Source organism: Kitasatospora sp. Xyl93, from assembly GCF_055383135.1.
Genome location: NZ_AP029185.1, coordinates 6,626,518 through 6,641,922 on the forward strand (window position 1 = coordinate 6,626,518; position 15,405 = coordinate 6,641,922).

At 73.6% G+C, this 15,405-nt stretch carries 13 protein-coding genes; 4 read left to right on the forward strand and 9 right to left on the reverse strand.

From position 1 onward, the window contains the following. Nucleotides 1-122 precede the first annotated feature (122 nt). The 8 genes from ACZ5GH_RS28795 to ACZ5GH_RS28830 all read right to left on the reverse strand — a co-directional run bounded on the left by ACZ5GH_RS28795 (nt 123) and on the right by ACZ5GH_RS28830 (nt 8,428). Entirely contained in the window at nt 123-1,070 is a 948-nt protein-coding gene (locus ACZ5GH_RS28795; protein ID WP_387757659.1) for an ABC transporter substrate-binding protein, read from the reverse strand. Between the two features lie 44 nt (nt 1,071-1,114). Continuing rightward, on the reverse strand, nt 1,115-1,792 hold the full coding sequence (locus ACZ5GH_RS28800) for an ABC transporter permease (protein WP_387757661.1): 678 nt from the start codon (nt 1,790-1,792) through the stop codon (nt 1,115-1,117). After that, complete coding sequence (locus ACZ5GH_RS28805) at nt 1,789-2,457, reverse strand: ABC transporter permease (protein WP_464335706.1); 669 nt, start codon at nt 2,455-2,457, stop codon at nt 1,789-1,791. Before ACZ5GH_RS28805 ends, ACZ5GH_RS28800 begins: the two co-directional genes overlap by 4 nt. Further along, complete coding sequence (locus ACZ5GH_RS28810) at nt 2,447-3,664, reverse strand: ABC transporter ATP-binding protein (RefSeq protein ID WP_464335707.1); 1,218 nt, start codon at nt 3,662-3,664, stop codon at nt 2,447-2,449. Before ACZ5GH_RS28810 ends, ACZ5GH_RS28805 begins: the two co-directional genes overlap by 11 nt. Nucleotides 3,665-3,877: 213 nt before the next feature. Beyond that, nucleotides 3,878-4,264 carry a rhodanese-like domain-containing protein gene (locus tag ACZ5GH_RS28815; RefSeq protein WP_464335708.1) on the reverse strand — a complete coding sequence of 129 codons (387 nt, stop codon included), beginning with the start codon at nt 4,262-4,264 and terminating at the stop codon, nt 3,878-3,880. Beyond that, nucleotides 4,258-4,887 (reverse strand): cysteine dioxygenase, encoded by a 630-nt coding sequence (locus tag ACZ5GH_RS28820; protein WP_464335709.1) that lies wholly within the window; start codon nt 4,885-4,887, stop codon nt 4,258-4,260. The genes ACZ5GH_RS28815 and ACZ5GH_RS28820 overlap by 7 nt, the downstream gene beginning before the upstream one ends. 194 nt (nt 4,888-5,081) lie before the next feature. Beyond that, nucleotides 5,082-5,159, reverse strand: coding sequence for a putative leader peptide (locus tag ACZ5GH_RS28825; RefSeq protein WP_107086570.1), 78 nt, complete (start codon nt 5,157-5,159; stop codon nt 5,082-5,084). Between the two features lie 101 nt (nt 5,160-5,260). Next, nucleotides 5,261-8,428 (reverse strand): hypothetical protein, encoded by a 3,168-nt coding sequence (locus ACZ5GH_RS28830; RefSeq protein ID WP_464335710.1) that lies wholly within the window; start codon nt 8,426-8,428, stop codon nt 5,261-5,263. A gap of 431 nt (nt 8,429-8,859) precedes the next feature. On the opposite strand from ACZ5GH_RS28830, the gene ACZ5GH_RS28835 reads away from it, so the two are divergent. The 4 genes from ACZ5GH_RS28835 to ACZ5GH_RS28850 all read left to right on the forward strand — a co-directional run bounded on the left by ACZ5GH_RS28835 (nt 8,860) and on the right by ACZ5GH_RS28850 (nt 14,011). Continuing rightward, nucleotides 8,860-9,702, forward strand: a complete 843-nt coding sequence (locus ACZ5GH_RS28835; protein WP_387757671.1) for a nitrilase-related carbon-nitrogen hydrolase — start codon at nt 8,860-8,862, stop codon at nt 9,700-9,702. A gap of 13 nt (nt 9,703-9,715) precedes the next feature. Then, nucleotides 9,716-11,146, forward strand: coding sequence for a dihydropyrimidinase (hydA, locus tag ACZ5GH_RS28840; RefSeq protein WP_464335711.1), 1,431 nt, complete (start codon nt 9,716-9,718; stop codon nt 11,144-11,146). A 151-nt stretch (nt 11,147-11,297) separates the two neighbouring features. Then, on the forward strand, nt 11,298-12,311 hold the full coding sequence (locus tag ACZ5GH_RS28845) for a TIGR03842 family LLM class F420-dependent oxidoreductase (RefSeq protein ID WP_464335712.1): 1,014 nt from the start codon (nt 11,298-11,300) through the stop codon (nt 12,309-12,311). Nucleotides 12,312-12,445: 134 nt separating this feature from the next. Continuing rightward, nucleotides 12,446-14,011, forward strand: coding sequence for an NCS1 family nucleobase:cation symporter-1 (locus tag ACZ5GH_RS28850; RefSeq protein WP_464335713.1), 1,566 nt, complete (start codon nt 12,446-12,448; stop codon nt 14,009-14,011). A gap of 122 nt (nt 14,012-14,133) precedes the next feature. Here the strand turns inward: ACZ5GH_RS28850 and ACZ5GH_RS28855 are convergent, their stop codons facing one another. Beyond that, a complete protein-coding gene (locus ACZ5GH_RS28855) occupies nt 14,134-15,381 on the reverse strand; it encodes a glycosyltransferase (protein WP_464335714.1) in 1,248 nt (415 codons plus the stop codon). Nucleotides 15,382-15,405: the final 24 nt, after the last annotated feature.

Sequence of the window (15,405 nt, forward strand, 5' to 3'; positions counted from 1 at the left end):
GAGGGAGCTCCTCCGGGCCGCCGTCAGGTGGGTCGGTCGACGGGCGCGAACGGCCGGTCGACCCGGTGCGAGCGGGCGACCGTCAGCGCGGTCGGGCGGCTGTCCGGCCGATCGGCCGGCCGTCAGCCGAGACCGTTGGACTTCAGCCAGTCCTTGGCGACCGCGGACGGGTCCTCCTTGTCCACCGACACGCGCTTCATCAGCGCCATCAGCCCGGCCGTGTCCAGCTTGGCCGACACCGCGTTGAGCGCCGCCGTCGCGGTCGCGTCCACGCCCGCCTTGTTGACCAGCGGGGTGATGTTCTGGGCGCCGAAGATGTTCTTCGGGTCGGCCAGCGGGACGAGCTTGTACTGGGCGATCTTGGGGTCGGTGGTGAACACGTTGCCGACCTGGATGCTGCCGTCCTTGAGCGCGTTCGCGGTGGTGTCGGCGGTGGGCTTCCACTCCTTGAAGGTCAGCCCGTAGACGTCCTTCAGCTGCTGCTCCCGGCGGGTCTTGAACTCCGGCGGCCCGCCGATGGTGAACTCGCCGGCCTTGGCGGCGAGATCGGCGATGCTCTTGAGGCCGTTCTTGTCGGCCGTCTCCTGGGTGACGCTGAGCGAGTCCTTGTCCTCGGCGGGGGAGGAGTCGAGGATGCCCAGCGAGGCGGGCAGCGTCTTGGTGAGCGCCGCGTTCACGTCCTGGGTGGTGACGGCGGTGGACTTGGCGTCCAGGTAGGCGAGCAGCGAACCGTTGTACTCCGGCAGGACGGTCAGGTTGCCGCTCTGCAACTGCCCGTAGAGCACCTCGCGGCTGCCGATGTTGAACTTCTCCTCGACCTTGACACCCTTGGCCTTGAGCGCCTGCGAGTAGATCGACCCGAGCAGGACGTTCTCCGGGAAGTTGGCCGAACCGACCACGACGGTCGACCCGGAACCGCCCGCACCGCCGGAGCCGCCCGCGGGGGCCGAGGCGCTCGAACCCCCGCCGAGCGGGTCGCCGCCGGAGGAGCCGCAGGCGGTGGCGCCGAGGGCGAGCGCGGCGAGGGCGCCGAGGACGGCGGCGCGGCGGCTTCGGTTGATTGTCGACATGGTGACAGATGTCCTTCCGGAACGGGAGGGGAGACGATGGGGAGTCAGCGGGGCTGCCGCTGGGCGCGCACCCCGGGCGGGAGCGCGAAGCGGGCGAGCAGGGCGAAGAACAGCTGGGCGGCGACCGCGAGCAGCACCACCAGCAGCGCACCGCCCACGGTCACGGCGTACTTGCGGGTCGCCAGCCCGTCGATGACGTAGCGGCCGAGGCCGCCCAGACCGACGTAGGCGGCCACCGTGGCGGTCGCGATCACCTGCACGGTCGCGGTGCGGAAGCCCGCCAGCAGGGTCGGCGCGGCCGAGGGCAGGCAGACCTGCCGCAGCACCTGGGGGTGGGTCAGCCCGATGCCGCGCGCGGCGTCCCGGACGTCCGGATCGGTGCCGCGCACCCCCTCGACGGCCGCCACCAGCAGCGGCGGCGCGGCGAGCGCGACCAGCGGGAACAGGACGGCGGTGTCGCCGACCCCGGCGAGCAGCACCGCCAGGGTCACCAGGCCGAGGGTGGGCAGGGCGCGGGCGGCGCCCGCGAGCGCGGTCACCACGGTGACGCCGCGGCCGGTGTAGCCGATCAGCAGCCCGAGCGGGACGGCGAGCACCGCCGCGTACAGCAGGGCCTCACCGGAGAGCAGCAGGTGCTCGGAGACCCGGTGCACGATCGAGTCCGGACCGCTGAGGTGGTCCGGGTCGGTGAAGAAGTCGCTCAGCCAGGTCAGCCAGTTCACGAGCCCGCTCCCTTCTCCCGGACGGCCCAGGGCGCGAGCAGCCGCCGGGCGGCCACCAGCACCAGGTCGACGGCCAGGGCCAGGACGGCGATCAGCACGATGCCGGCCAGGATCGGGGTCGGGAAGGTGCGCTGGAAGCCGTCGACGAACAGGTAGCCGAGCCCGCCGCGGCCGACCAGCGCGCCGACGCTGGCCAGCGAGATGCTGGACACCGCCGCGACCCGCAGCCCGGCGATCAGGTAGGGCACGGCGGCGGGCAGCTCGACCGAGGTCAGCCGGTGCCACGGTCCGTACCCCATCGCGGTGGCGGCCTGCCGGACGGCGTCCGGGACGGCGCGCAGCCCGTCCACGGTGGTCGGCAGCAGCACGGCGAGGGCGTAGAAGGTGAGCGGGATCATCACGGTCGCCTGGGTGGCGAGGCCGGTGTACGGGATCAGCACCACGAACACGGCCAGCGAGGGCAGCGCGTAGACGATGTTGAACACGGCGGAGAGCGGCTGGTACAGCCGGGGGTAGCGGGCGCAGGCCAGACCGAGCGGGACGGCGAGCAGCAGACCGATGAGCACGGGGACGAGGGCGATCACGGCGTGGTCGGCGAGCAGGTTGCCGAGGTAGCCGAGGTGGTCGCCGATCCAGTACCAGCGGACGATCGGTTCATCGTCCACCGTCGGCTCCGTCCGTGCCGCCCGTCGCGCTTCCGCCGCCCGCTGCGTCGGAGGCGCGTGTTCCGCCCGTTCCGTCGGGGGCGCTTCCGTCGGGGCCGGCCGGGTCGCCTGAGCCGTCCGGGCTGCCTGGGCCGGCCGGGGCACTTGAGCCGTCCGGGGTGCCTGGGCCGGAGGCGTCGGGCCGCAGCGCGGTGAGGACGGCCTCGCGGCTCGCGGTGCCGGTGGCCCGGCCGTCGGCGTCCAGCGCGACGGCGACCCCGGCCGGGGAGAGGACGGCGGCGTCCAGCGCGGTGCGCAGGGTGTCGGCGTCCGGGCGGAAGCCGGCCGTCGGGTGCAGTTCGGCGGTGACGGCGTCGCGGTCGATCCAGCCGATCGGGCGATGCTCGTCGTCCAGGACCAACTCCCACCCCCCGTAGCGGAGTCCGTCGCCCACCGGGCGGAGCTCGACGGCGCTCGCGGGGCGCAGGCCGAGACCGCGCAGGCCCCGGTCGCGTCCGAGGAAGGCGGCCACGCCCTCGTCGGCGGGGGTGGTGAGCAGGGTGTACGGGTCGGCCAGCTGGGCGATCCGGCCGTGCTCGCGGAGCACCACCACCTGGTCGCCGAGCCGGACGGCCTCCTCGATGTCATGGGTGACGAACAGCACCGTCTTGTGCAGCTCGGACTGCAGCCGCAGCAGCTCCTCCTGCAGCCCGGCCCGCACCACCGGGTCGACCGCGCTGAACGGCTCGTCCATCAGCAGCACCGGCGGGTCGGCGGCCAGCGCGCGCGCCACGCCGACCCGCTGCTGCTGGCCGCCGGACAGCTGGAACGGGTACCGCTTGGCGGTCTCCGGCGCGAGCCCGACCAGTTCGAGCAGTTCGGCGGCGCGGGCGCGGGCCTTCCTGCGGTCCCAGCCGAGCAGGTAGGGGACGGTGGCGATGTTGTCGATGACCTTGCGGTGCGGGAAGAGCCCGGCCTGCTGGATCACGTACCCGATGCCGCGGCGCAGCTTGGCGGGTTCCAGCTCGGCGACGTCCGTGTCGTCCAGCAGGACCCGGCCCGAGGTGGGCTCGACCATCCGGTTGACCATGCGCAGCAGGGTGGTCTTCCCGCAGCCGGACGGTCCGACCAGGACGGTTATCCGACCGGTCGGGACCTCCAGGTCCAGGCCCTCGACCGCGACGGTGCCGTCGGGGTGGCGCTTTCCGGCGCCCTCGAATCTGATCACGTGGAGTTTCCTCGTCAGGGCGCCCCGGGGAGGCGGCGCCTGGGTCGTTCGGTCGTTCGGTCGGGTCGTTCGGTGGCGGCGGGTTCAAGCGCCCGGGCGTACTTCCGCCCGCGTGGCTGCCCAGCTTTGGACCGGCGGAAACTCTGATCAGACTATGACCTGCATCATCTCCTGTCTCTGATTTACCGTCCGGCACGCGGCGCGACCGTGAACTCAGCCGCCCTGACGGGTCGGCAGACCGGCGGCCGCCCAGCCGACGAAACCGCCGTCCAGGTCGGTCGCCCGGTGCAGCCCCAGCTCGCGCAGGGAGGCGGCCGCCAGGCTGGAGGCGTAGCCCTCGGAGCAGACCACGATCACCTCGACGTCGTAGCCCGAGGACTCGGGGATCCGGTGACTACCCGTCGGATCGAGCCGCCACTCCAGCACGTTGCGTTCGATGACCAGCGAGCCGGGGATCTCCCCCTCGGCCGCCCGCTGCGCCGCCGGACGGATGTCCACCAGCAGTGCGCCGTCCAGCTGGGCCTGGTACGCCTCGCGGGCCCGCGGTCGGTGGACGCCCTCCCGGGCGCGCTCCACCAGGTCGTCGATCGTGGTCACCATTGTTCAGGTCCTTCCTCGGAGGTGCGGACGAGCCCGCCGGCCCGCAGGTCGTAGTGCGCCATCGAGCTCAGCGGCGGGGAGTAGGCGTGCAGGGTGACGGCGGGCCCGACGGCGGTGTTGCGCACGTCGTGCACGTACTCGGGGCCGAAGGCGCGGGCGGTGCCGGCCGGGACCCGGCGGATCAGCAGGCCCTGGTCCGGGCCGCCGAGGGACAGCTCCTCCAACTCGCCGAGGGCGACGGTGAAGGCGCCGCGGGAGCCGCCGTGGTCGTGGAAGCCGGTGGACTGGCCGGGCAGCCAGCTGATCAGCCAGACCTCGTGGTCCTCGTCGGCGGCCAGACGCCGGTACCAGCGCTCCTCGGTGGAGAGGCGGACGTGGTGGATCCACTCCTCGGGGCGCTCGGCCAGGTCGCGGACGAGGGCCCGCAGGGTGCCGGGGGTGAGCGGCGCTCGGGTCTCCCCGGCGCACGGCGGCGGTGGCGGCCCGGGGGTGGTCGCCGGGCTCGTGGTGCCGGTGCCGGTGCCCGGGTCGGTGCCGCTGACGGAGGCGGGGCCGGTTCCGGTGTCGGTGTCGGTGATCGGGCGGGCGTCGGGGCTGATGCTCGGGCTCGGGCTCAGGCTCATCAGGGCGTCCTCGGGTGCGGGAACGTCGGCAGGAAGCGCCCGGTGTCCGACGGCGGTGGACGGACGCGGGCCGGCGGAGCGGCCCGGCATGTACGGGTGCGCCGGGGCGGGGCGGGAGTCAGGACTGCGGGTGCGGGTGCGCGGCGCGGGCCCTGGCAGACGTCACAGGGCGGGACCGGCGGGGGAGAGCAAGGTCAACAGGCACAGATGGAACTCGCCTGGCGTCGCAGATCGACGTGCAGGCGGCATACCAGAGTGGCGCCGGAGTCCATGCGCCGGATCCTTCCCGAGCGAACCGGACGAAGTCAAACCGGGCCGACGGGCCCGCCGCCGTCCGGTACCGGCGCCGGCGGGCCCGTCGGACACCCGTCCGCTACTCCTCGGCGGGGCGGCGCGGCGTCGGTGGAGCCGTGGCGGCCGGAGCCTCGGCGGACGCGACCGCGGCGGTCGTGGCCTCGGCGACCGGCGCCGGGCCGGCCAGTGCCTGCTCGACCAGTGGTGCGGCCTGCTCGCCCAAATGGCGGCCGAGCGTCTGGTAGGCGTCGAACTGCTGGTGGTCGAACCACTGGTCGCTGGTGCGGTCGTTCGGGAAGGCCCGGTTCTCCATGGCGTAGGCGTGCAGCTCGTACGGCATGTCGGGGGTCAGCACCGACTGGAGGAGGATCAGCCGGCCGTGCCGGACGGCCCCGGGCCCCTCGCCGAGGTCCGGGTAGCGGATGTCTCCGGTGATCACGCCCCGGGCCGACAGCCGGGCGGACAGCTGCGCCGCGAGCCCGCGCAGCGGTGGCCGGCGGCCCGGGTGGCCTTGCCTGCCGTCGTACCCGTCGCCGTTCCCGCCGTCGTCCGTGCCGCCGTTCCCACCGTCGTCCGCGGCACCGTGCGCGGTGGGCTGCTCGGCGGCACTGCCCGGGACCAGCAGTTCCGGCTCGTGCAGGGTGATGACGATGCCCAGCTCCTCACGGGCCAGGGCGATCGCGGCGGCCAGCTTGGCGGCGTAGCCGGCGTCGCCGCTGGCGTCGACGCAGACCGCCGTCCGTACCCGGTGCCGCAGCAGCTCGACCAGTCCGAGGTTCTCGTAGTGGCCGCCGTCGGTGGTGAGCAGGAAGCGGTCGTCGGCCGGGAACCGCCCGACCAGTTCCCGCAGTTGGTACGGGAGGCGGCGGACGGCGGGCTGCGCGGGGCGGCGCCAGTCCGGCGGCCCGGACCAGTCCGGGCCGAGCACCGCAGGGTTGGGCAGCCATGTCCCGAGGCGGGCGTTGGTCACCGCGAACAGCCGCTGGTAGACCCGGGATTCCCGTCCCATCGCGGAGGAGAAGGCCGCGCCGGAGACGGCCATCGCCGACTGCACGGTGAGGTCCCGGGCGATGTGCGGACGGGTGCGCCGCTCCAGCAGGTCGGTGCGCGCGTACCCGACGTCCGGACCGCCCACGTAGTCGTACGAGAGCGAGAAGGAGACCGCCGGACGGCCCGGTGGCGTACGGGAGTTGCCCGACAGGTTGGCCGCCGCGGAGAAGATCACCTGAGGGAAGTCGGGGTGCCGGGCGCCGTAGTGGCTCAGCCAGGTCTGCTCCCGGAAGAAGTGGTACGGGCGGGCCATCGACCGGCCGCCCTCGGTGACCCGCCGGACCGCGAACGCCGAGGCCAACCGCAGCCGGTAGAACGGGTGCAGGCTTACCCAGGTCTGGTCGAGGTTCAGCCCGACCGCGCCGAGCACCAGCGGCAGCAGCACCTGGACGGCCGTCGGCCAGGCGTACCCGGTGGCGACCGCCCAGCCGAGGGCCAGCAGCGCACCGGCCGTCAGGACCAGGAGCGCGGCCCACACCACGAGGACCTCGGGGAGGCCGGCGGCGCGGCCGCCGCTGGGCCGACCCGTCGCGCGGGCCGCGGCGGCACCCCGGCCGGGCGTCCGGCGGTCGCGCCGGAGTATGCCGAGCAGCAGCGCCAGGTAGCTGAGCGCCACGGCCAGGCCGAGCCCCGCACCGGTCAGCTGCGGCCCCGCCGCCACCGCCTGCTGGAGCCGTACCGCGGCCCAGGCCAGCCCCGGCACCGCCAGCACCCCGACGGCCAGCAGGGCGGCCAGCCCGAGCAGGCCGAGATTGGCCCGGCGCAGCACGCGTGGCAGCAGCGACTGCCAGCCGAGCGACGGGAAGAGCAGCAGCCAGAGCAGCCAGCACCCGGCGGCCGTGGCGAGCAGGACGCCGAGGGCGGCCAGCGCCGGTGCCCGGAACTCCAACGGCCCCGGCACGGCGGCGGTGTGGCGCAGCCCGGCGGCCGCCAGGTGTCCCAGGTCGGTGAGCGGCACGGCGCGGTAGCAGCGGCTGAGCCCGAGGCCGATCGTCAGGACGGCGGCCAGCAGCAGGGTGAGGGCGGACAGCACTCCGCGCAGCAGCGTCCCGAGGGCGACCAGCCACCCGCCGACGCCCTCCGCGACGTACCTGCCGTGCCGGCGGAGGTGGTCCTCCTCGGGGGAGCCGGGCTCCAGTACCGTGTCGGCCGTCAGGCCCGAGACGGCGTGCACCGGGCTGTCGGGCGCCGAGTCGCTGAGCGCGAGCTGGAGCGCGCCGACGGTGTAGCCGCCGCCCGAGACGGAGACCAGGTAGCGGGCCCGTTTCAGCCAGGGCCGCAGCGACTGGAGCGCGCCGAGGGTGACGCAGGCCGAGCGGATGCCGCCGCCGGAGGCGCAGAAGCCGAGTTCGGCGGGCTCACGGCCGGGCGGCACCCGGGCGGCGTCGCGCCAGCGCGCGTGCCGGACGGGTGCGTCCGGGGCCTGGTCGGGTGTGTCCGGGGCGCCCGGGCGGTCATGGGCGTGCGGAGCCGTGGCGGCGGTCGGCGAGGCGTCGTGCCGGGTGGCCGTGGGCCACGGCGGGACCAGCGCCGGGCGGTCGGGGGAGTCGGCGCCGTGGGCCTTCTCGTCCGCCCGCGACCGCCGGAGCCCGCGCACGGCGCGGGTGGCGGTCACCAGCAGGATCCCCGCCGCGGCCGCCCCCGCGGGCAGGAGCAGCAGCCACTTGACGGCGGCGAGCGCGGTGGCGGCGGCGAAGGGCGTGTCGGAGCCGCCGGCGCCCGGGCGGAGGCCGTCGAGGCCCGCGCGCAGCAGCGCGTCCTCCCCGAGGTCGCAGCAGGCCGCGAGCAGCCCGGCGGCGCCGACCGCGAGCGCCGGCAGCCGTCGGCGCACCGGCCCGAGCACGTACCCGCCGAGCAGTGCGGCGGCGACCAGCGTCAGCCCGTAGCCGCCGCCCAGCCAGACGTCGGCGCGCAGCGCGGCCAGGTGGTCCGCCGCGCGCCCGCCGACCACCGCCTCGGCGGCCGCACGGGAACCGGCCAGTTGGAGGGCGACGTCCGGTACGCGAGGCGCCAGGCGGTGGAACAGCAGCCCGCCGAGGACGGCCGGCAGGAGCGCGCCGAGGGCGAGCAGCAGGCCGGCCCAGGCGGGCACTGCGGGCGGCCGTGGCGCCGGGCCCCCGTCCGCCGCCGTGCCCGCGGTGCCCGTGGTGGCCGCCACCTCCGCCGCTTCCGCCGCCGCACCTGCGGAATTCGTCACCGCCATCGTCGTCACCCCCGCTCGGTCGCCCCGATCCCCCGTGACCGAGCCGCTGAACTCGCATGAAACCACGGGGGACTGACGTCGAGTGGTCGTCCACGGTGATGTCCACGCGGGTCGTACCCCACCCTCGCAGTTCGCGCACCCGGGATGGCTGGTTTCACTCGAACGAGTAAGAGGGCAACTCGCGGGGTAGATCAGCTTTTCATCACACCCGGGCCCGTCCGCGTGTCCGCGCAACAGGATCACCCCAGACGCGTTTCCGCCAACGTATTGTCAGGCCACCGAGGCCGGGCCTACCGTCTACAGATCGCTTTCTACGCACGTAGACCCCGTGGTTCCCGAGCGGAACCGCGGGTGAGACCCACCCCGTCAACCCTCAGACCGCTGGCCCGACCGCACGGCCGGGCCGCGGAGTTGCGGAGGTACCCATGTCGCAGATCGTCCGTGCCGCGCTCGTCCAGACCCGCTGGACCGGCGACCAGGAGAGCATGATCGCGCTCCACGAGCGGTACGCCCGCGAGGCCGCCGCCCAGGGCGCCAAGATCATCGGCTTCCAGGAGGTCTTCAACTCCCCGTACTTCTGCCAGGTCCAGGAGGCCGAGCACTACCGCTGGGCCGAGGCCGTCCCCGACGGCCCGACCGTGCGCCGGATGCGGGACCTCGCCCGCGAACTCGGGCTGGTGATGGTCGTCCCGGTCTACGAGGAGGACCAGACCGGCGTCTACTACAACACCGCCGCCGTCATCGACGCCGACGGCAGCTACCTCGGCAAGTACCGCAAGCACCACATCCCGCAGGTCAAGGGCTTCTGGGAGAAGTACTACTTCAAGCCCGGCAACCTCGGCTGGCCGGTGTTCGACACCGCCGTCGGCAAGGTCGGCGTGTACATCTGCTACGACCGCCACTTCCCCGAGGGCTGGCGCGCGCTGGGCCTGGCCGGCGCGCAGATCGTCTACAACCCCTCCGCCACCAGTCGCGGCCTGTCCGGCTACCTCTGGCAGCTCGAACAGCCCGCCGCCGCCGTCGCCAACGAGTACTTCGTCGCCGCGATCAACCGCGTCGGCACCGAGGAGTACGGCGACAACGACTTCTACGGCACCTCCTACTTCGTGGACCCGCGGGGCCAGTTCGTCGGCGACGTCGCCTCCGACAAGGAGGAGGAACTCGTCGTCCGCGACCTCGACCTCGGCCTGATCGAACAGGTCCGCCAGCAATGGGCGTTCTACCGCGACCGCCGCCCCGACGCCTACGGGCCGCTCGCCGAGGCGTGAGGAGCAGCGCGCGATGACCACCCGACACCCGCACCAGCGCACCGTCGTCCGAGGCGGCCTCGTCATCACCGCCACCGAGGAACTCCACGCCGACGTCCTGATCGAGGGCGAGCGGATCGCCGCCCTCGCCACCACCGGCAGCTCCGCCGCCGAGGCCTGGACCGCCGACACCGTCATCGACGCCACCGGCCACTACGTCATCCCGGGCGGCGTCGACGCCCACACCCACATGGAAATGCCGTTCGGCGGCTCCGCGGCCTCCGACACCTTCGAGACCGGCACCCGGGCCGCCGCCTGGGGCGGCACCACCACCATCGTGGACTTCGCCGTCCAGCCGGTCGGCGGCTCGCTGCGCGAGGGCCTGGACGGCTGGCACGCCAAGGCCGAGGGCAACTGCGCGATCGACTACGCCTTCCACACCATCGTCTCCGACGTCAACGACGCCGTGCTGAAGGAGATGGACGCCCTCGTGGACTCCGGCGAGTCCACCTCCTTCAAGCTCTTCATGGCCTACCCCGGCGTCTTCTACAGCGACGACGGCCGCATCCTGCGCGCCATGCAGCGCGCCGCCGCCAACGGCGGGCTGATCATGATGCACGCGGAGAACGGCATCGCCATCGACGTCCTGGTCGAACAGGCGCTCGCCGCCGGGAAGACCGCCCCCCGCTACCACGGAGAGGTCCGCCGCGAACTGCTGGAGGCCGAGGCCACCCACCGGGCGATCAAGCTCGCCCAGGTGGCCGGCAGCCCGCTCTACGTGGTGCACGTCTCCGCCGCCGCCGCGCTCGCCGAACTCTCCCGGGCCAGGGACGCCGGCCTCAACGTCTTCGGCGAGACCTGCCCGCAGTACCTCTTCCTCTCCACCGACAACCTCGCCGAGGAGGGCGCCGACGGCTTCGAGGGCGCCAAGTACGTGTGCAGCACGCCGCTCAGGCCGCGCGAGCACCAGGAGGCGCTCTGGCGCGGGCTGCGGACCAACGACCTCCAGGTGGTCTCCACCGACCACTGCCCGTTCTGCTTCGCCGGCCAGAAGGAGCTGGGCCGGGGCGACTTCTCGAAGATCCCCAACGGCCTGCCGGGCGTCGAGAACCGGATGGACCTGCTCCACCAGGCCGTGGTGGACGGGCACATCAGCCGCCGCCGCTGGATCGAGATCGCCTGCACCACCCCGGCCCGGATGTTCGGCCTGCACCCGCGCAAGGGCACCATCGCCCCGGGCGCCGACGCCGACCTGGTGGTCTACGACCCCACCGCGGTGCAGACCGTCTCCGCCGCGACCCACCACATGAACGTGGACTACTCGGCCTACGAGGGCCGCCGACTCACCGGCCGGGCGCGGACGGTGATGTCGCGCGGCACCGTCGTGCTGGACGGCGGCGACTGGCTCGGCCGGGCCGGCCACGGCACCTTCCTGCGCCGGGACACCTGCCAGTACCTGGTCTGACACCCCTCCCGCGGTTCTCCCCTCCGCCCTCCGCCTCTCCCGCTCTTCGTCGTCCACCCGCCGCCGCTCGCCGCCCGCCTGCTGTCCGCCGCGCCGTCTCGGCGGGGCGACCGGGCGGCGGCGGTCGAACACCCCTTACCTGGAGCCCCTCATGGACATCGGCCTCGTCCTCCAGACCGACCCGCCCGCCCGGTTGCTCATCGACCGGATGATCCGCGCCGAGCGGGCCGGTTTCACCCACGGCTGGACCTTCGACTCCTGCGTGCTCTGGCAGGAGCCCTTCGTCATCTACAGCCGGATCCTCGCCGAGACGGAGCGGATGACCGTCGGCCCGATGGTCACCAACCCCTCCACCCGTACGTGGGAGGTGACCGCCTCCATGTTCGCCACGCTCAACGACATGTACGGCAACCGGACCGTCTGCGGCATCGGCCGCGGCGACTCCGCCATGCGGGTCGCCGGGCGACGCCCCGCCACCCTCGCCCGGCTCTCCGAAGCCATGCACGCCATCAAGGAGTTGGCCGAGGGACGCACCGCCGAGGTGGACGGCACCGAGATGCACCTGCCGTGGGTCGGCGCCGACGCGTCGCTGCCCGTCTGGATGGGGGCGTACGGGCCGAAGGCGCTGAGCCTGACCGGACGTCAGGCGGACGGCTTCATCCTCCAGTTGGCCGACCCCTATCTCACCGAGTTCATGGTCAAGGCGGTCCGGGCCGCCGCCGTCGAGGCCGGACGGGACCCGGACTCGGTCACCGTCTGCGTCGCCGCCCCGGCCTACGTCACCGCCGACGACTCGCCGGAGGCGCTCGCCCACGCCCGGGAGCAGTGCCGCTGGTTCGGCGGGATGGTCGGCAACCACGTGGCCGACCTGGTCGGCCACTACGGCGAGCACTCCGACCTGGTGCCGGAGGCGCTCACCGACTACATCAAGGGCCGCCAGGGCTACGACTACAGCCACCACGGCCGGGCCGGGAACCCGGACACGGCCTTCGTCCCGGACGAGATCGTGGACCGCTTCTGCCTGATCGGCCCGGCCGAGGCACAGCGGGCCCGGCTGGCGGAGCTCCGCTCGCTCGGCGTCGACCAGTTCGCCGTCTACGCCATGCACGACGCGATCGAGACCACCATCGACGCGTACGGGACGGACGTCATCCCGCACCTGTGACCTCCCGCCCGCAGCGATCGTGAACCAGCCCGTGAACCTGCCCGTGGACCTGTCCTCGAACGTGTCCTCGGACCCGCCTGTGACCCCCACCTGAGCTCAGCCGCGGATCCGCCCGCGGCGGACGGGAGTTGTCCATGCCCGAAACCGAGACCAGCGGCGGCAGACAGCGGCGTCACCCCGACGGCCGGGTCGAACTCGACCCGGCCGTCGGGGAACTGCCGCCCAACGGCTTCACCAGCGACGACCTGAGGCCGGTCCCGGTCGCGCGGCGCACCTGGACCACCTACAACTTCCTCGCGCTCTGGGTCGGCATGGCCCACAACATCCCGTCCTGGACCCTGGCTTCGGGCCTGGTCACGCTCGGCATGGACTGGAAACAGGCCGTTCTGACCATCGCGCTCGCCAACCTCGTCGTACTCGTTCCGATGCTGCTCACCGGGCACGCCGGCACCAAGTACGGCATCCCGTTCCCGGTCTTCGCCCGCGCCTCCTTCGGGCTGCGCGGCGCCAACCTGCCCGCCCTGCTGCGGGCGGCGGTGGCCTGCGCCTGGTTCGGCATCCAGACCTGGATCGGCGGCGAGGGCATCTTCCTGCTGGCGGGCAAGCTGTTGGGCGAATCCTGGCGCACGGCCGGCGATTTGGGCGGCTACCCGTGGACGCAGTGGCTCTCCTTCCTGCTGTTCTGGCTGATCGAGATGGCCATCATCGCGCGCGGGATGGAGGCACTGCGGCGGTTCGAGAACTGGGCCGCGCCGTTCGTCATCGTCGGCGCGCTCGCACTGCTGGTGTGGATCACCGTCAAGGCGGGCGGGCTCGGGCCGCTGCTCGACCAGCCGTCCAGGCTGGGCTGGGGCGGAGGCTTCTGGAAGGTCTTCTTCCCGGCGCTGATGGGCATGATCGGGTTCTGGTCCACGCTCTCGCTGAACATCCCCGACTTCACCCGCTTCGGCGGCAGCCAGCGGGCCCAGATCCGCGGACAGGCGCTCGGCCTGCCGACCACGATGACGCTCTTCGCGTTCCTGTCCGTGCTGGTCACCTCGGGCTCCGAGGCGGTCTACGGGGTGCCGGTGTGGGACCCGATCCAGCTGGCGGCGAAGATGGAGAACCCGGTCGGCATCCTGTTCGCGCTGCTGACCGTGCTGGTCGCGACGCTGTCGGTGAACATCGCCGCCAACGTGGTCTCGCCGGCCTACGACCTCGCCAACCTGCTGCCCCGGCTGGTCGGCTTCCGTACCGGCGCGCTGATCACGGGCGTCGTCGGGATCGCCATCTTCCCGTGGCGGCTGATCTCCGACCCGCACGTGTACATCTTCACCTGGCTGGGCGTGGTCGGCGGGCTGCTCGGCACGGTGGCGGGGGTGCTGATCGCGGACTACTGGGCGCTGCGGCGGACCCGCCTGCGGCTCGCCGAGCTGTACCGGCCGGGCGGGGCGTACTGGTACGCGGCCGGGTGGAACTGGCGGGCCGTCACGGCGCTGCTGGTGGGCGGCGTGCTGGCCGTCGGCGGCTCGTACTCCACCCTCGGCGCCGACGGGTCGAAGCAGGGCCCGTTCCCGGCTGACGGCCTGATACCCGTCCTCAAGCCGCTCGCCGACTACGGCTGGGCGGTCGGGCTGACGGCGGCGGCCGTGGTGTACCTGGGGCTGAGCGGGGTGTTCGGAAGCGGGCGGCGGAGGAGGAGGGGCGGGGCTGACGGATGACGGCGAACAGCTGACAGACGTTGAAATCTGTCAGCTGTCGGTTGTCAGCTGTTCGCTGTTCGCTGTTCGCCGTCCGTTGTTCGCCTGTCGCCTGTCGCCTGTCGCCTGTCGCCTGTCGCTCGTCACCCGGCCGCTGCCGCCGCTCGTTGGACGGCGGTGAGGACCTTCTCCGCGCCGTCCTCGCCGGCCAGGGCGGCGGCGACGGCCTGGGCGCGGGTGCGGTAGCGGGCGTCGTCGAGGGTCAGGCGAAGGGCGGTGGCGAGGCGGTCGGCCGTAAGGGCGCGCAGCGGGACGGGGCCGGGGGAGACGCCCAGCCGGGCGAGCCGGGCGGCCCAGAACGGCGCGTCGAGTTGGGCGGGCACCGGGACGGTGGGGGTCCCGGAGCGGAGGGCGGCCGCCGTGGTGCCGGCGCCCGCGTGGTGGACCACGGCGGCGGTGCGGGGGAAGAGCCAGTCGTGCGGGGTGTCGCCGATGGTCAGGACGGAGTCCGAGTCCTCGGCGGTCAGTTCGCTCCAGCCCGACTGGAGCAGCAGGCGCACCCGCGCGGTGCGGGCGGCGGCGAGGACGGTCGCGGTGAGCCGCTCGGCGTCGGGGACGACCAGGCTGCCGAAGCCGACGAAGACCGGTGGCGGACCGGCGGCGAGGAAGTCGAGCAGTCGGGCCGGCGGCTGCCAGTCGGGTCGGTCGGCCGGCCACCAGTAGCCCGCCACGTCCAGTCGGGGGTGCCAGTCGGCGGGTCGGGGCACCACCAGGGGCGAGAAGCCGTGCAGGACGGGATGGTTGCGGCGGGCCCGGGCGATCCCGATCGGCGGCAGGCCGAGCCGTCGGCGCAGCCCGCGGACGGCCGGGACGAACAACTGGTCGGTCATGGCCTGGACGGCGTGACCCGCCAGCAGGTTTCCGGGCCGCCCGAGCGACCGGGTGCCGGCGACGGCCGGTGCGAACTCCCTTGTGGGCGCGAGTGGTTGGAGATACAGTCCGATGGTGGGGATGCCGGCCGCCTCGGCGACGACCTGGCCGAGCGCGCTGGTGGTGCTGGTGGTCAGCAGCAGGTCGGTGCCGAGTGCCGTGGCGTCGGCGATGCCGTCGCCGAGCGCGGGCATGAACTTCCGGCCGAGCCGAAGGAGTTGCAGGACCGCGTCCGGTCTTCCGCCGGCCCGCAGCAGGCGGCGGCCTTGGGCTGAGGCGAGTTCGGCGCGCGGGTCGACCGGCAGCGGGCGGTACTCCAGTCCGGCGGCCCGCACCGACTCGGCGAAGGTGTCGTGGGTGGCGACGGCCACCTGATGTCCGGCCGCCCGCAGGCGGGTGCCGAGCCCGGTGAACGGGGCCACGTCCCCCCGGGAGCCGGCGGTGGCGATCAGGATGCGCATGGCCGCAGTATTTCGGCGCGGACG